The organism is bacterium (genome assembly GCA_035295165.1).
In the GTDB taxonomy this organism is placed as follows: Bacteria; Sysuimicrobiota; Sysuimicrobiia; order Sysuimicrobiales; family Segetimicrobiaceae; genus JAJPIA01.
The window spans coordinates 85,812-101,339 of record DATGJN010000073.1 but is presented as its reverse complement, the minus strand read 5'-3'; the positions used below and the strand labels follow the sequence as shown (position 1 = coordinate 101,339).

Here is a 15,528-nt window from a genome sequence, read left to right as displayed (position 1 = left end):
CCCAGCCCAGGACCAGCCGGCCCGGCCCAGCCCTGAGACCCCCGGCCCGGCCCAGCCCTGTCGCCGCCTCCGCAGACCAGGACCGAGCCGAGCAGGAGTGTACCCTGGAGTGCCACGTCCAGCCCGGTTGTCAAGTACCCCAGCGGTGCGTTGACGGTGTCGACCTGCCGGTGCTAGCATCACGATGACGGACGGCGCCCCCCCATCCCGTCGGCGTCGGCCATGGTGGCGTGAATGACCAGCCGTGTGAATCGACCGCAGAGCCCCACCCACGATCCCGTCACGCACGCCGTTCGAACCAACACCGTGCGGCGCCGGGTTATCCAGGTGTCCGATGGTGCCGCACGCGCGCGGACCGACGTGCTGGCCACGGAGGAACCGCTCGAGATCCGGCTGCACCCTCCGGACGGAGGCGCGCACGTGCAGGTCTCCGTCACGATGCGGACACCGGGGCACGACTTCGAGCTTGCGGCCGGCTTCCTGTTCACGGAGGGTGTTGTGCGGGCCTCCGAGGACGTGAAAACGATCAGCTACTGCACCGACGCGAGGCTTGACGGGGATCAACAGTACAACATCGTAAGCGTGTTCCTCAGGCCGGGCGCGACGTTCGATGCGGATCGCGTGACGCGAAACTTCTACACGACCTCCAGCTGCGGTGTCTGCGGGAAGGGGTCGATCGACGCGATTCACGTGCGCGGAGTCGCGCCGGTCCGGGACAACGGATTCGCGGTCGACGGCCGGTCGCTCCGCACGATCGCGACGCGGCTGCGCGACGCGCAGGCGTTGTTCGCGAAGACCGGAGGGCTCCACGCGGCCGCCGCGTTCGACGCCTCGGGGCACCTGGTGGCGCTTCGCGAGGACGTCGGCCGCCACAACGCCGTGGATAAGCTCGTCGGGCACGCATTCCTGGGGCGCCGCCTACCCCTGGACCGCCACGTGCTGATGGTCAGCGGCCGCGCCAGCTTTGAGATCGTCCAGAAAGCCGCGGCTGCGGGGATCCCGGTCGTCGCCGCGGTCTCGGCGCCGTCGAGCCTCGCCTGCGACGTCGCCGCCGCGTTTGGGATCACGCTCGTGGGGTTCGTGCGCGACGGCCGGTTCAGTGTCTATACGAACACGCAACGGATCCGGCTGCCCGAGGATCCACACACGCCCGCGGTGTGATCTGTGCCGTTGCAGCGCTTGACTTGTTGGCTATAATAGACATCGTGACATTTGGGATGGAGGTGGTGGCATGACCCGGAAGGCGTCGACACGCGGGCGAAAAGCGGGTACGGCACGCGCGGCCAAACCAGCGTCGCGAGCGGCCACCCGCACCGGCAAGAAGACGGCGAGCGCCCGCGCGACGAAGCCGGCGGCCAGGCCTACCGTCGAGCGGAAGCGCCTCGCGGCACGCGGGGCGGCAAGCCAGGGGATTGAGTCGACCCCCAAATCCGACGAGCTCCGCCGGGATCAGGTGCACGTGGTGCACGCGGAGGAAGACGAAGACCTCGACTGGCTGAACGAGGACGAGGACCCGCGCAGCCAGATCGTCGAGGACGAGGAGGACGACTGGAGCCCGCAGCACGACGACGAGTGGTAGGCGCGTAGGCGGCGGATAGGCGGACGGGGCCCCCGCGGGGCGGTCGCGTCCGCCGCGCTATCGGTCGGCCGGCGGAATCCCACCGGCCGACATCTGTTGCGCCCGCTCGAGATCTTCGGGCGTGTCCACGTCCCACACGGCAGCACCCACCCCGAGATCCACCTCGGCCACGAGATCCGGATGCCGCTGCAGTAGCGGACGGCCGCCGGTATCGCCGCTGAGACACTTCGCCTCGTCGAACATCGACCGGGCGATCAGCGTCGGCGCTCCCCGCACCGTCCCGTAGCGCGACGCAACGAGCGGCTGGCCGGTCGACCGGTGCGCATCGATCAAGGCGTCGATGATCGCAGGTGTCACAAACGGCTGGTCCCCCAGAAGCACGACCACGGCTTCGCACGACGCGGGCAGTGCCGCGACACCGGCGGCGACGGACGTCCCCATCCCCTCGACGTACCGCGGGTTCAGCATGGTCCGCGCGCCCGCCTCACCCGCCACCTTCCCGGTCTCGTCGGCGCCTGCCCCGAGCACGACGAGCACGTCGCCGCACCGCGACGCGCGTGCCGCGGCGATCACCCGCTCGAGCAACGTGTGTCCCCCGACCCGAGCAAGAAGTTTGGGCGAGCCCATCCGCACGGCGCGCCCAGCGGCGAGCACGAGCGCCGCGATCATGCGGGCGTCAGTCCTGGCACACGACCACGTTCCGAACCGGCACCGGCGCGCCCACCGGCGCCGGGGGTTCCTCGGTGGTGTGGTGGATCGGGCCCTGGCGATCCCGCAGCCGCAACGCGTTGCGTGCGTTGCGCGCGGCGAGCACTTCGGCGAGGATGCTCAACGCGATCTCCTCGGGCGTCTCGGCCCCGAGATCCAGGCCCACCGGAGCGAAGAGCCGGGCGCGCCCCTCGTCGTCCAGAGCGGCCCCCTCTTTCTGGAGGTCGGAGAGGAGGCGCTCGGTCCGCCGCCGCGGCCCGAGCAGGCCGATGTAGCGCGCAGGGGTCGCGAGCAGCCCGCGCAAGAGCGCCAGGTCGTGCAGGTAGTTGTGCGTCATCAGGATGACGAACGTGTCGCGGTCGATGCGCACCTTGGTCGCGACCTCGGCATCGTCGGCCAGCACGACCTCGTCCGCGTCCGGAAAGCGGTCGCGCGTCGCGTACGCCGCGCGACTGTCGGCGACCATGACCCACCACCCGAGCTGGTGGGCGAGCCGTACCACCGGCAACACGTCATGCCCGGCGCCGCAGATCAGCAGCGGTACCGGCGGGGTCACCACCTCCACGAATACCTCCGCGGTCCCACCGAGCGCCTCCAGCGACAACACCGCTGAGCGTCCCGCGGCGAGCTGTTTCCGGGCCGCTGCCAGGGCGCGCGCGTCCAGCCCGCCGCCGAGCGTACCCCGCACCTCCCCGTCCGCCGGCACGCACACGCGCGCGCCGGGGACGGCACCCCCGGGCGCGGCCGTCAGTACGGTGACGAGCGCGATCGTCCGCCGGTGCTCCACGCTGTCGCGGAGCAGCGCGACCGCCTCGTCGGCGCGGGCGTCCGCGACGGCCTCGATGAACACGTCGATCGCGCCGTTGCACCCGAGCCCCAATCCCCACACCGCATCATCGTCGGAGGTCAGATCGTAGTTGACGAGGCGCGGTTGACCGGTCGCCAGCACCTCACGGGCGATCTCGGCGACGTCGCCTTCCAGGCATCCTCCGCTGATCGAGCCTTCCGTCCGACCGTCGGCCAGGATCAGCAGGCGGGCTCCCTCGCGCCGATAGGTGGATCCACGGACGCGTACAACCGTGGCGATCGCCGCCTTCTCCCCTCGGGCGCGCAGTGCCACGAGGCGATCCAGAATATCCCGAAGCTCCCTCATGACGGCTTTCCTCCGAGGCTCCTCGCCAGCGCGGCGGGCCGCGGGCCGGTGTACCGGCGAGGCCCCCGCAGGTGTCGCTCCAAATCCCGTAGACTCCGAATGTTGTGCGCAGACGCGAACACGTCCACATAGGGCAGCGCGGCGCTCATACCCTGGGTGACGGGCTCGTACCCCGGACTGCCGAGCAGGGGGTTCAGCCAGATGACCTTGCCCGCCCGGGCGCGGAGCGCGCGCATCGCATCCACGAGAATTCCGAGATCGCCTGTGTCCCATCCGTCGCTGCAGATCACGACGATCGTACGCGGATCGAGCACCCGCCGCCCGTACGTCTCGTTGAACATGCGCAGACTTGCGCCGATCTTCGTTCCGCCGGACCAGTCGGGCACCCGCCGGGACGCCTCCGCAAGCGCCTGCCTGATGTCCCGTCGGTGGAGCGCGTCGGTGACCCGTGTCAGCGACGTGCTGAACAGGAAGGACTCGACCCGGCCGAGCGCGTCCTGCAGCGCGTAGACGAACTGCACGAGAAACCGGCTGTAGATGTCCATGGAACCGCTGACGTCACACAGCAGCACGAGCTTGGCCTTCCGGATCCGGCGTCGCCGCCACAAGAGCTCGACCGCGTCCCCGCCGAACTGCAGGCTGTGGCGCATGGTCCGCCGCAAATCCACGAGCGTGCCCCGGCGCGCCGCCCGCATCCGCCGCGACAGCCGCGTCGCGATTCGCCGCGCGATCAACACGATCAGTTCCGAGATCGCCGCAAGGTCGTCGGCGGAGAACGCGCTGAAGTCCTTGCGCGCCCGGACCTCCGCCGGACTGTACGCCGGCACAGACCGCTCGTCGTCGGGAGCCCCTTCCTCGCCCGACCAGTCGGTCACGCTCAACTCTGAGCGCTCTTCGCCGCCGGGCCCGGCGTCGGGGCCGGACGTCTCGCCCTCGTCAGCGTCCGGCATCGCAGGCGCGTCCGCAACGACCGGCTCACTCCAGAACCGCGCGAACTCCTCGTCGAAGACGGAGAGATCGGAGGTGGAGGACGCGAAGACCGTCCGGAGCGCCAGCCGCACTTCTTCGCGATCGCCAACGTTCACGGAGGTCAAGGCTCGGAGGGCATCGCCGATCTCCGCCGGTCCCACGAGCAATCCCCGCCCGCGCAGCCGCCGGCCGAAGAGCGTAACGTTCGCGGCCAGGTTCCCGGGACGGACCCGCCGCGGATGCCGCAGCGGCGCACCGCCGCCCGCGTCAGCGGGCCTTGGGGAGTTGGGCAGCGAGGGAAGCGATCCGCTCGGAGGTCCAGCCATCGCCGCTCGTGCCTATCGTGTTGATCGTTTCCAGGATCGGGCCGAGGTACTGCGCGCGAACGCGCACCACGTCCTCCTGGTCCTTGCAGAGGCATCCGAGGGTCTCCTCGACCGCCTGAGCATCCAGGTGATCGCGGTGCAGCGCCATGAGCGCCGCGCTCCAGTCGAGCGTCTCGGCGACGCCGGGGACCTTCGACAGCGACGCAGTCCGGACGAGCTGCATGAACGCGCAGATCTGGTTCGCGAGATCGTCGTTGATCTGCGGCACCTTCGTGTGGACGATCCGCAACTCTTTCTCGAACGTCGGGTAGTCGATCCAGAGGTACAGGCAACGGCGGCGCAGTGCGTCGCTCAACTCGCGCGTGCGGTTGCTGGTGAGCACCACGTACGGAATCTGTCGCGCCCGAATCGTCCCGATCTCGGGGATGCTCACCTGAAAGTCCGAGAGGACCTCGAGCAGAAACGCCTCGAACTCCTCGTCCGCGCGGTCCACCTCGTCGATCAACAACACGGGCGCGCGCTCGGCCGTGATCGCCTGCAACAGCGGGCGCTTCAGGAGAAACGGCTCGCTGAAGATGACGTGCTCCTTCTCCTCCACCGGCCGCCCGTTCGTCTCCTCGAGCTTGATGCGCAGCATCTGCCGCTGGTAGTTCCACTCGTAGAGCGCGGTGTGAACGTCGAGCCCCTCGTAGCACTGCAGCCGGATCAGGTCCGTGTCCAGCGCGCGCGCCATGACCTTGGCGACCTCGGTCTTCCCGACGCCGGCCTCTCCTTCGATGAGCAAGGGTTTGTTCAGCACGACGCTGAGGTGCACCGACGTGGCCAGGTCTCGACCCGCAATATACCCTTGCGACTTCAGAATATCCAAGATTTGGGGAATGCCGCCGAACTCTACAGGTGGACGAGACGCAGACACCATCCGGAACTCCTTTTCAACGGGTGAGATCCATACCGTGGGCGGCCGCGCCGCCACGTCGCATAAACCAGTACATTTTAGCATAACGCCTGCACCCCTGCCTGTGAGTCCCGGCCGCCCCTTCAGGGCGCCGACGGAAGCGACGGTTGCGCGCGGGGGCCCGCGGTGCCCGTCTCACGCCGACCGCGTGGGTCCAACGCCGGTGGGCGCGCGCCCCTCCGCCGGCGCGTTGGACGCGGCCACGACGCGGTGCCGTGACGCGTGCCGACTGGACTCGATACCGGAGCCCCTTGTGCCGACCGCGCCCGAACGCTACGATCGTCCCGTGCGGTCGCCGGCAGCGGGCCAAGGCCCGCGAAGGAACGCCCGGCGTCGCGGGGACCGAGTCGATATTCGACGGCTTCACCTTGGCCATGATCGAGACGGGGGAAGCGGTGATCCGCGCGCGGCACGGCGGCAGCGGCCCCCCACTGCTGCTCCTGCACGGCCATCCGCAGACACACGTGATGTGGCACCATCTCGCGCCGCTGCTGGCGCGGGATTTCACCGTGGTCGCCGCCGATCTACGCGGGTACGGCGACAGCAGCAAGCCACCGACGACACCGGACCACGCCCCGTATTCCAAGCGCCGGATGGCGCTCGACCAGATCGAGGTGATGCGCCGGCTCGGCTTCGAGCAGTTCTTCGTGGCCGGTCACGACCGCGGCGGGCGGGTCGCCTATCGGATGGCGCTCGATCATCCCGATCGCGTGCGCGGGCTCGCGGTGCTCGACATCGTGCCGACCGGGGAGGCCTACCGGCGCGCGAACATGTCGTTCGGCCTGGGATACTGGCACTGGTTCTTCCTGGCGCAGCCGTATGATCTACCGGAACGGATGATCGGCGCCGACCCGGACGCCTACTATCTGCGCCAGCGCGACCTCTTCGCGCCCGACGCGCTCCAGGACTACACGCGCTGCTTCCACAAGCGCGACACGATCCACGCGATGTGCGAGGACTATCGAGCCGGGGCGACGATCGACTTCTCGCTGGACGAGGCGGACCGCGGGAGACGACGCATCGCGTGTCCGGTGCTCGCCCTGTGGGGCCGGCGCGGCATGCTGGAGCGGTGGTACGACGTCTTGGCGATCTGGCGCGACTGGGCGGACGACGTGCGGGGTCGCGCGCTCGACTGCGGCCACTTCCTCCCTGAGGAAGCGCCGGCGGAAACCTACAAGGAACTGCACCAGTTCTTCGCCGCCGAGTAGCGCGGCTGCCCCGGTGTGGACGGCCACGGCGGCGGACCGCTCGGTCCGCGCGGCGTTCAGGCGCCCCGAAGGATGACGCGGCGCGCGCCCAGACCCACCGCCGCTGGCACCAACGCCGACAGGGGGGCGCCCTGCGCGAGTTGCAGTCGACGCGGCCGGCCCACGCGCTTGAGCAGCCGCTCGAGCCGCAGCGCCGCGCGCCGCGTGGGACACCGCCACACCGCCGCGAACTCCCACGGACCCCGCCCGCGCGTGTACCGCGCACCGCCCCGGCGGTGCGCGTCGAGACGCCGGTCCAGGTCGATCGTGTAGCCGGCATAGAACGTCCCGTCCCCGCAACGAAGCAGGTAGGCGAAGTACCGTGCGGTGACGCGGCGTGGCGTGCGGTCCATCACCGGGAGGAGATTCGCGCGAAGCGGGCGCCCCCCTGGTATAGGAATCGTGTTGGGGCCCATCGAAGGATAGACTCCCCTATGAGCACGCGCTACTTCGGAGCCCGCGTCACGCGCAACGAAGATCCGGCTCTCCTCACCGGACGCGGCCTGTTCGTGGACGACGTGCGCCTGCCCGGCATGGTCCACGGCGCGGTCCTGCGGAGTCCGCACGCCCACGCGCGGCTCCGGCGCGTCGACGCGCGGCGGGCGCGGACTGCGCCGGGGGTGCTCGCGGTGTTCACGCACGCGGATCTCGGGACGCTCGGCGACCCGCTGCCGAAGCTCATCCCCCATCCCGCGCTGACGCACCAGAAGACCCAGCACGCGCTCGCGCCGGACACCGTGCGCTATGTCGGCGAACCCGTGGCGTTCGTCGTCGCGGAGAGCCGGTACGCCGCCGAGGATGCCTGCGACTTGATCGAGGTCGACTACACACCGCTTCCGGCCGCGGCCACGCTCGAGGCGGCGGCCGCGGCCGGCGCGCCGCGCGTGCATGACGACATGGACTCGAACATCTGCGCGCACTACACGCAGCGCGTCGGCGATGTCGACGCCGCGTTTGCCCAGGCCGCCCATCGCTTCCGCGAGCGCTTCGTCATCGATCGCGGCGCCTCGTGTCCGATGGAGACCCGCGGGGTCGTTGCGTCGTGGGACGCACGCACCCGCCGGCTGGACATCTGGGACAGCACCCAGGCGCCGATCCCGATCCGAAACGGACTCGCTCAGATGCTCGGCCTCGCCGAACAGGACGTCCGCGTTGTCGCCCCGGACGTCGGCGGCGGATTCGGCCCGAAGATCATGATGTTCTACCCGGAGGAGATCCTCGTCCCGTTCGCCGCGATGCGACTCGGGCGCGCGGTGAAGTGGATCGAGGACCGCCGCGAACACCTCGTCGCGACGAATCAGGAGCGGGAACAGATCCACGACGCCGAGATCGCCGTCGACTCCGACGGAGGAATCCTCGGCGTCCGAACGATTTTCTTGTACGACGCCGGCGCGTACATCCCGTATGGCCTGATCGTGCCGATCGTGGCGAGCACCACGCTACCGGGCCCGTACCGGGTCCCCAACTACCACTGCGAGTTTCGCGCCGTCTTCACGAACAAGACGATGGTCAGCCCCTACCGCGGCGCCGGACGTCCGCACGGGGTCTTCGTCATGGAGCGGTTGCTCGACCGCGTCGCGCGCGAACTCCGTGTGGATCGCGCCGAGGTGCGTCGGCGCAACTTCATTCAACCGGACGAGTTCCCGTACGACGTTGGGCTCATCTACCAGGATAACGCCCCACTGCGGTACGACAGCGGAAACTACCCGGCATGCTTCGACCGCGCGCTCGAACTGATCGACTACAGCGGCTGGGACGCGCGGCAGAGCACCGCGCGGGCCGCGGGCCGGTTGCTCGGGTGCGGCGTGGCGTGCTATGTGGAAGGGACCGGCATCGGTCCGTACGAGGGCGCCCGCATCACCGTCGAGCCCTCCGGACGCGTCTTCGTCGCCACGGGCGTGGGCACGCAGGGACAGGGACACCTGACCACGTTCGCCCAGATCGCCGCGGACGTGCTCGGCGTGTCGCCGCGGGACGTGACGGTGCGCACGGGCGACACGGGACTGTTCGGCTGGGGGACCGGGACCTTTGCGAGCCGCGCCGCGACCGTGGCCGGGAACGCTGTCGCCCTGGCGGCGAAGGCCGTCCGTGACAAGGCGCGCATCGTCGCCGCGTCGCTCCTGGAGGCGCCGCCCGAGGAGATCGAGCTCAGCAACGGGAACGCATTTGTACGCGGCGTGGCCAGCCGCTCCGTGACGCTGGGTGCCCTCGCCCGTGCCGCGAACCCGCTCCGGTTCGCGATGCCGAAGGAGTGGGAAGGTCCCGGGCTCGAGGCGGTCCGGTACTTCGCGCCGTCCCAGGGCGCGTTCAGCAACGGCGTGCACGCGTGCGTCGTCGAGGTGGACGCCGAGACGGGCGGGCTGACGATCGAGCGCTACGTCGTCGTCCACGACTGCGGGCGGGTGATCAACCCGTTGATCCTGGAGGGGCAGATCCAGGGGGGTGTCGCGCAGGGGCTCGGGGGCGCATTCTGGGAGAAGCTCGCCTACGACGACCAGGCCCAACCGCTCAGCACGACGTTCATGGACTACCTGCTGCCCACCGCCGCGGAGATGCCGCCGCTCGCCATCGCGCACCTGGAGACGCCGTCGCCGCTGAATCCTCTCGGCGTCAAGGGCGCCGGAGAAGCGGGCGTGATCCCCGTCGCCGCGGTGGTCGTGCAGGCCGTGGAGGACGCACTCGCTCCGTTTGGAATCCATATCACAGAGGCGCCGCTCAGCCCGAGCCGGCTGCGGCAGCTCATCGTCGAAGGCCGGAGGAGCCCATGAAACTCGAAGGCACGAATACGCTCGCCGCTCCGATCGAGACCGTGTGGAAGATGATCAACGATCCCGACGCGCTCCGCCGATGCACGCCAGGGCTGAAAGAACTTAAGGAGATCGAACCGGACCACTACGAGGCCACGCTGAACGTCGGAATCGCCGCGGTGAAGGGGACGTACAAGGGCACGCTCACGATTTCGGACAAACGGGCGCCGTCGCACTACATGCTCGTCCTGGAGGGCAGCGGTGGCACGGGGTTCATGAAGGGCGTGGGGTTGGTCGACCTTGAGCCGCAGGGCGAGGGGACCCTGCTGAAGTGGACCGGTGACATGCAAATCGGCGGGCTGATCGCCGGCGTCGGCCAGCGGATGCTCGGGGGGGTGGGCAAGATGCTGATCGGACAGTTCTTCAAGTGTCTCGAACAGCATCTCGGCGAGGACGTATGAAGCCGGCCGCGTTCGAGTACCACGCGCCAGACACCGTCGAGGAGGCCCTGGGGCTGCTCGAGGCCCACGGCGACCAGGCGAAGGTACTCGCCGGTGGGCAGAGCCTGGTGCCGCTGATGAATATGCGCTTGGCGAGACCGGCCGTGATCGTCGACATCAACCGCATCCACGCGTTGGACCATCTCACGCCGGACGGCGACGCCCTGCGCGTCGGGGCGCTCTGCCGGCAGCGGAGCGCGGAGCGGTCCGCGATCGTTGCGGCGCGGTGCCCGCTGCTCCACGCGGCGCTCCAGCTCGTGGGCCACGTGCAGATCCGGAACCGCGGCACCGTGGTCGGGAGCCTCGCCCACGCCGATCCCGCCGCCGAACTGACCGCGGTGCTCGCGGCGCTCGGGGGCACGGTCACGGCCGTCGGGCCCGACGGAACCCGGACCATTCCGGCAGATGAGTTCTTCGTGTCGTACCTCACCACGTCCCTCGACCCGCGCGAGTTGCTGACGGAGGCCCGCTTCCCCACGCTTCCAGAGGATGCCGGGTGGTCGTGGATGGAGATCGCGAGACGACACGGCGACTTCGCCCTCGCCGGCGTCGGCGTCGTGCTCGCCGTGCGTCGGGGAAGAATCGCTGAGGCCCGGATCGGGCTCACCGGTGTGGGGCCGACGCCGATGCGCGCGGTGCGAACCGAGCGGGCGTTGGCGGGCCGGGCGCCTGCCGACGCCCTGTGGACCGAGGCCGCTGACGCCGTCCGCGAGGAGATCGATCCGGAGGGCGACATCCACGCGTCCGCGGAGTATCGTCGCCACGTCGCGGGCGTCCTGACGCGGCGGGCACTGGCCGAGGCCTGCGCGCGAACGGCGAAGGCGGCGTGATGGCGGTGCGCGAGATCGCGCTGCGCATCAACGGCCGGACGCACACGGGCCGCGCGGAACCGCGCAAAACGCTGGCCGACTTCATCCGCGAAGAGTGCGGCCTCACCGGTACCCACCTCGGATGTGAGCACGGCGTGTGCGGGGCGTGCACGATTCTCATGGACGGCGAAGCGGTTCGATCGTGTCTCATGTTCGCCGTGCAGGCCGAGGGCGCGGAGCTGATGACGGTCGAAGGGCTCGCCGACGGCAACCGGCTTCATCCGATCCAGCAGGCCTATTGGGAGCAGCACGCGCTGCAATGCGGCTTCTGCACGCCGGGATTCTTGATGACCACCCTGGCGTTTCTCCGGGACACCCCGCGGCCGAGCGAGCGGGAGATCCGCGAGGCGCTCGCCGGCAACCTGTGCCGCTGCACCGGGTACCAGAACATCGTCAAGGCGGTGGCCGCCGCGGCGGATACGCTGGCCTCCGGTGCGCACCCCGACGCGTGGCCGGCGTTTGCCAGGTCGGTCGCGGTGCCCGCTCCGGCGACGCAGCCCGAGTGCGCCTCGGCGTCCGACGCGCCGAACCCGCCCGTCTCGAAGAAGACACGCGCGGCCAGCGGAACTCGCCGGAAAGGCGCCCGGGACCAGTCGCGCCCGGCGAAACGACGGCGGTCCTGACCCGTGGACACGGACCGCAGGCCAGCCGTGCACGACGGGCGCCCGCGTGCCATAATGGGGGCACGTATGACGCACGAGACTCAAGCGCTCTCGATGAGCTGGCGGGTGGCGCGGGCACTGCGCGAGCCGGGGTGGAGCGGCGAGGTGCTCGCCGTGCATTCGCGCAGCTGCTATCTCGTGGATGAAGACGGCAGCATCTCCGCGGTGGTCCAGCAGCCCCTCGGCAACGGCCCTCTCAACTTGGTGATCCCCGCTGTCCCTGCCTCGGCGTTCCACGAACTGTCGGTGGGGACACCGGCCGCCGGCACGGGCGACTATGTCACCATCGGGGACGCGGTGCGGATCGGGCTCGGCGCTGCGACGCTGTGGGATCCCAAAGCGTATCCCGGTCTCGCCGCGGACGAGCTGGCGCTGTCTCGCTGCCTGGTCGCGGCCTACCAGGCGGCCGTCGGCGCGTCTCCGACCGAGAGCCTGGCGCGCCTGCTCCCCCACCTGCAAGATGAGGATCTCCCCGCGCCGATGCAAGAGGTCACGCACTTCCCGCGCAGCCACGCGCTGATCGCGGGGCTCGTCGACGCGCTCGGCCAGCGGAATCGTCGAAGTTTGAAGGTCGTCACGTCGTCGCTCGCGGGGCTCGGCCCGGGCCTCACGCCGTCCGGGGACGACTTCCTCGCAGGCGTCCTCATCGCGCTCGCGCTCGCCCACGAGCAGCGCCCCGATCCGGTGCTGGCCGAGATTGCCGGACTGCTCGTGGAGACGGCCGCGCCGCGCACGCATGAGATCAGCGCGGCGTATCTCCGGGCAGCATATGCGGGCGAGGTGAGCGATCGCTGGCACCCCCTCATCGGCGCGATCGCGGCCGGGGATGCGGCGGGCGCGGGCGCGGCGGCCCGGGGCGTGACCGAGATCGGGGAAACATCCGGGGCGGACATGCTCGCAGGATTCATCGGCGGGCTCGGGGCGATCTACCGGATCGCGCCGCTCCCGTGGACGGAGACGGTCCTCCCCAACGTCGGGGCGCAGCCGTCGGGGCCCACGCCGCCGGCGGGCGACGCCCGCGCCTAGCGCTCCCACACCGGCCATCGTCCGTCGCCACGGCAGAGCGCAGGTGGCCTCTCGTGCTCCCGGAGACCGCGGGAAGCACCGCCCCGTGTTGCACACGCTGGGGCAGCGCCGACACCGATGGCAAGCACTATCGTGAGTGGAGAGGGACGAAGCATGCCGAGTGTTCCCTCCACGTTGCACGGGCAGTGGGGACGGGTCTCCGCGACGCCGAAGAGCGCCACCAGTCGCCCTGAGGGAGCCAGCCGATGAGACGCCGCTTGGCCGTCGCCGCCGTACTCGCGCTTCTGCTCGGAGCCGGCGCCGCCTCCGCGGGATCACAGGCACAGCTCGAGTTCTGGACGATTTCCCTCCAGCCGTTGCTTACGAGTTACGTCCAGGACGCGATCGCCCGGTACGAACATGTGCATCCCGGCGTGCGTGTCCGCTGGATCGACCTGCAGTTGGAAGCCCTCGACCAGAAGCTCCTTGCCGCGATCGCGGGGGGCGTCGCACCCGACGTCGTGAACCTGAACACCGAGATCACGATCCGCATGGCCCAGGTCCACGCGCTGGTGGATATGGATGCCGCCGTCCCCGAGACCACACGGGCCCGCTACTTCGCCAATGTCTGGGCGTCGCTGCGCGTCCAGGGTCGCGCCTACGGCATCCCGTGGTACGTGGAGCCCGATGTGCTCGCTTACAATCAAGCGCTGTTCCGGCGGGCGGGGTTGGACCCGGCCCATCCCCCGCGCACGATGAACGAGTTCATCCAAACTGCGGCGACGATCAAGCAGAAGACCGGCGTGTATGGGTTCATGCCGAACGTCGACACGACCCGGCTGCTCACGCTGTTCCAGGAAGACGGACTGCCGGTGCTCAGCCCGGACGGGCACCGCGCGGTCTTCGACAGTCCGGCCCACGTGGCGTTGCTCGCGCGATACGTCGATGCATTCAAGCACGACCTGTTCCCCGCCGACACCCTGCGGCGCGGGTATCTCGGCGCCACCGAACGATACGCTGCCGGGCAGTTGGCGATGCTCGTGACCGGTCCCGAGTTTCTGCTCCGGGTGCGCTCGGACGGTCCGGACGTCTACCGCGAGACCCTGGTCGCCCCGGAGCCGATCGGGCTTGGACACGTGCTCGACCTGCCGACGATGGATCTGGCCGTGCCGACCGCGAGCCGCCACCGCGCCGAGGCGGTCGACTTCGCGCTGTTCGTCACGAACGATGAAAATCAGCTCGCGTTCTCCCATGTCGTCGTGGCTTTTCCCTCCACCCGCGCGGCCGCGGCCGATCCGTACTTCACCCAGGCCGGGACCACCCCCGTGGACCGCGGCCGCGCGATCGCCGCGCGGGAGCTCGGGATCGCGCGCGACCTCACCATCGTCACACCCCACAGCGATGAACTCTTCCGCATCTTCCGCGAGGCCGTGGAGAACGCGTTCTTCGGCCGCATGACGCCCGCGCAGGCGCTGTCGTGGGCCACGAGAGAGTGGAACAGCCGGCTCTGACCCGTAGCCACGTCCGCGACCGTCACTCGACGCACGGCCCCGAGACAGACCGCCCGGCCCCGCGCCGCCTCGCCCGCGCGCGTGGCAGGTTTGTTACGGATCGTTGACGCCCTCGTGAACCCCGGATCGCACCATGGTGCATGGACGCGGGTGCGCCATGCGTTCGTCCGATACGTCGCACAAGGGGGACGCTTCATGCATAGGAGGGTACGTGGATTGTTCGTGTTGCTCGCAGGCGTCAGCGTGATCGCCGGACTCGCCGCGGTCGGCGGCTACGCCGCCGCCGCGTACACGGTGGAGACGGGGATGGTCACCGTGGGAGGCAAGCAAGCCAAGATCCTGACGGACGCGAAGGGCATGACCTTGTATTATTTCGCTTCGGACACCCCGACGCAGAGCGCGTGCACCGCCGGCTGCGCGTCGGCCTGGCCCCCGCTCCTCAGCGCGTCCGCGCCAACCGCGGAGGACCCGCTCCCGGGAAAGCTGTCGCTGGTCAAGACGGCAAACGGCTCGCAGGTGGCGTACAACGGCCATCTGCTGTACCGCTACTCCGCGGATACCGCCGCGGGTCAAGCCAACGGCCAGGGTGTGGCCAGCAAATGGTGGGTGGCATCGGTCGATCTCAAGGCGGCGATGTCGCCCGGCCCGAGCACGTCCAACGGGGGAACCACCAAGAGCAGCAACGGCTGGTAGAGACGCACACCATCGCGCAGGGGCTGGGCACGTCCGCGCGTCCCGGCCCCTGCGGCTTCACTGCGTGGGCGGGTACACAACGATCTCATACACGGTCTTGTATCCACCAATCCGCTGATCGTCCACGATCGAGCACGTGATGCCGAGCGCGGGGTAGGCCAGCTCGTGGTAGCCCTGCTGGGGGTAAACGTTCGGCGGTTCCCCAAGGACCGCTCGCACCGTCGCCTCGGCGACACCGGTGTGCAGCCCGTTGGATGTCATGTAGCGCGGTGCGTAGTGCGCGCCCACTTGTCGGATCTTCCCTGACGCGTCCACGACCGCGTACAAACCGCCCGCGCCCCCCATCGCGACGGTTCCGTCCGCGTTGCGGACCGTGGCAAACCACGTGTGGATCGTATCCTCGCCGTTCGCGAGGGGGAACGTCGATTTGGGCCGCCGCATTGTGGCTTCCGCTTCTCCGAGGGTCATGCCCAGGTGGAGCGCGCCGATGCCTTCTCCTGGCGCAATAAGGAAGAGCTCGGCGGGCGACCGTGCCGCCGAGATCGCCGCGAGCGCCACCAGGAGCCACACGATCGCGCCCGCTCGTGCGAACACCGCCCCGAGG

Annotated in this window: 16 protein-coding genes; 10 read left to right on the top strand and 6 right to left on the bottom strand. The window is 69.8% G+C overall.

The annotated features are described in order from the left end of the window. Positions 1 to 234: 234 nt before the first annotated feature. Together fdhD and VKZ50_11870 are read left to right on the top strand one after the other, a co-directional pair. Complete coding sequence (gene fdhD, locus VKZ50_11875) at positions 235 to 1,161, top strand: formate dehydrogenase accessory sulfurtransferase FdhD (GenBank protein ID HLJ60419.1); 927 nt, start codon at positions 235 to 237, stop codon at positions 1,159 to 1,161. Positions 1,162 to 1,231: 70 nt separating this feature from the next. Beyond that, positions 1,232 to 1,579 carry a hypothetical protein gene (locus VKZ50_11870; GenBank protein ID HLJ60418.1) on the top strand — a complete coding sequence of 116 codons (348 nt, stop codon included), beginning with the start codon at positions 1,232 to 1,234 and terminating at the stop codon, positions 1,577 to 1,579. Between the two features lie 57 nt (positions 1,580 to 1,636). On the opposite strand, the gene VKZ50_11865 is transcribed toward VKZ50_11870, so the two are convergent. From VKZ50_11865 to VKZ50_11850, 4 genes are read right to left on the bottom strand one after another with little or no spacing between them, the layout of a single operon-like run. Then, positions 1,637 to 2,248 (bottom strand): nucleotidyltransferase family protein, encoded by a 612-nt coding sequence (locus VKZ50_11865; protein HLJ60417.1) that lies wholly within the window; start codon positions 2,246 to 2,248, stop codon positions 1,637 to 1,639. Between the two features lie 7 nt (positions 2,249 to 2,255). Continuing rightward, on the bottom strand, positions 2,256 to 3,440 hold the full coding sequence (locus tag VKZ50_11860; protein HLJ60416.1) for an XdhC/CoxI family protein: 1,185 nt from the start codon (positions 3,438 to 3,440) through the stop codon (positions 2,256 to 2,258). Then, positions 3,437 to 4,735, bottom strand: coding sequence for a VWA domain-containing protein (locus VKZ50_11855; GenBank protein HLJ60415.1), 1,299 nt, complete (start codon positions 4,733 to 4,735; stop codon positions 3,437 to 3,439). The genes VKZ50_11860 and VKZ50_11855 overlap by 4 nt, the downstream gene beginning before the upstream one ends. Further along, positions 4,677 to 5,654, bottom strand: a complete 978-nt coding sequence (locus VKZ50_11850; protein HLJ60414.1) for a MoxR family ATPase — start codon at positions 5,652 to 5,654, stop codon at positions 4,677 to 4,679. Before VKZ50_11850 ends, VKZ50_11855 begins: the two co-directional genes overlap by 59 nt. A gap of 410 nt (positions 5,655 to 6,064) precedes the next feature. On the opposite strand from VKZ50_11850, the gene VKZ50_11845 reads away from it, so the two are divergent. Next, positions 6,065 to 6,898: an alpha/beta hydrolase gene (locus tag VKZ50_11845; GenBank protein ID HLJ60413.1), complete on the top strand. Its 834-nt coding sequence runs from the start codon at positions 6,065 to 6,067 to the stop codon at positions 6,896 to 6,898. 56 nt (positions 6,899 to 6,954) lie between these two features. On the opposite strand, the gene VKZ50_11840 is transcribed toward VKZ50_11845, so the two are convergent. After that, the gene (locus VKZ50_11840; protein ID HLJ60412.1) at positions 6,955 to 7,353 is read right to left on the bottom strand and encodes a GIY-YIG nuclease family protein; all 399 of its coding nucleotides are present in this window, start codon (positions 7,351 to 7,353) and stop codon (positions 6,955 to 6,957) included. An 18-nt stretch (positions 7,354 to 7,371) separates the two neighbouring features. Here VKZ50_11840 and cutA point away from each other — a divergent pair, with 18 nt between their 5' ends. The 7 genes from cutA to VKZ50_11805 all read left to right on the top strand — a co-directional run bounded on the left by cutA (position 7,372) and on the right by VKZ50_11805 (position 14,924). Next, positions 7,372 to 9,705 carry an aerobic carbon-monoxide dehydrogenase large subunit gene (gene cutA, locus VKZ50_11835; GenBank protein ID HLJ60411.1) on the top strand — a complete coding sequence of 778 codons (2,334 nt, stop codon included), beginning with the start codon at positions 7,372 to 7,374 and terminating at the stop codon, positions 9,703 to 9,705. After that, positions 9,702 to 10,145 (top strand): carbon monoxide dehydrogenase subunit G, encoded by a 444-nt coding sequence (locus VKZ50_11830; protein ID HLJ60410.1) that lies wholly within the window; start codon positions 9,702 to 9,704, stop codon positions 10,143 to 10,145. The genes cutA and VKZ50_11830 overlap by 4 nt, the downstream gene beginning before the upstream one ends. Beyond that, complete coding sequence (locus VKZ50_11825) at positions 10,142 to 11,014, top strand: xanthine dehydrogenase family protein subunit M (protein HLJ60409.1); 873 nt, start codon at positions 10,142 to 10,144, stop codon at positions 11,012 to 11,014. The genes VKZ50_11830 and VKZ50_11825 overlap by 4 nt, the downstream gene beginning before the upstream one ends. Continuing rightward, positions 11,014 to 11,676, top strand: a complete 663-nt coding sequence (locus tag VKZ50_11820; protein ID HLJ60408.1) for a (2Fe-2S)-binding protein — start codon at positions 11,014 to 11,016, stop codon at positions 11,674 to 11,676. Before VKZ50_11825 ends, VKZ50_11820 begins: the two co-directional genes overlap by 1 nt. A 66-nt stretch (positions 11,677 to 11,742) precedes the next feature. After that, positions 11,743 to 12,741, top strand: coding sequence for a DUF2877 domain-containing protein (locus VKZ50_11815; GenBank protein ID HLJ60407.1), 999 nt, complete (start codon positions 11,743 to 11,745; stop codon positions 12,739 to 12,741). A gap of 245 nt (positions 12,742 to 12,986) precedes the next feature. Further along, complete coding sequence (locus tag VKZ50_11810) at positions 12,987 to 14,231, top strand: sugar ABC transporter substrate-binding protein (GenBank protein HLJ60406.1); 1,245 nt, start codon at positions 12,987 to 12,989, stop codon at positions 14,229 to 14,231. Positions 14,232 to 14,426: 195 nt separating this feature from the next. After that, positions 14,427 to 14,924 carry a hypothetical protein gene (locus VKZ50_11805; GenBank protein HLJ60405.1) on the top strand — a complete coding sequence of 166 codons (498 nt, stop codon included), beginning with the start codon at positions 14,427 to 14,429 and terminating at the stop codon, positions 14,922 to 14,924. A gap of 57 nt (positions 14,925 to 14,981) precedes the next feature. On the opposite strand, the gene VKZ50_11800 is transcribed toward VKZ50_11805, so the two are convergent. After that, positions 14,982 to 15,518, bottom strand: coding sequence for a hypothetical protein (locus VKZ50_11800; GenBank protein HLJ60404.1), 537 nt, complete (start codon positions 15,516 to 15,518; stop codon positions 14,982 to 14,984). Positions 15,519 to 15,528 lie beyond the last annotated feature (10 nt).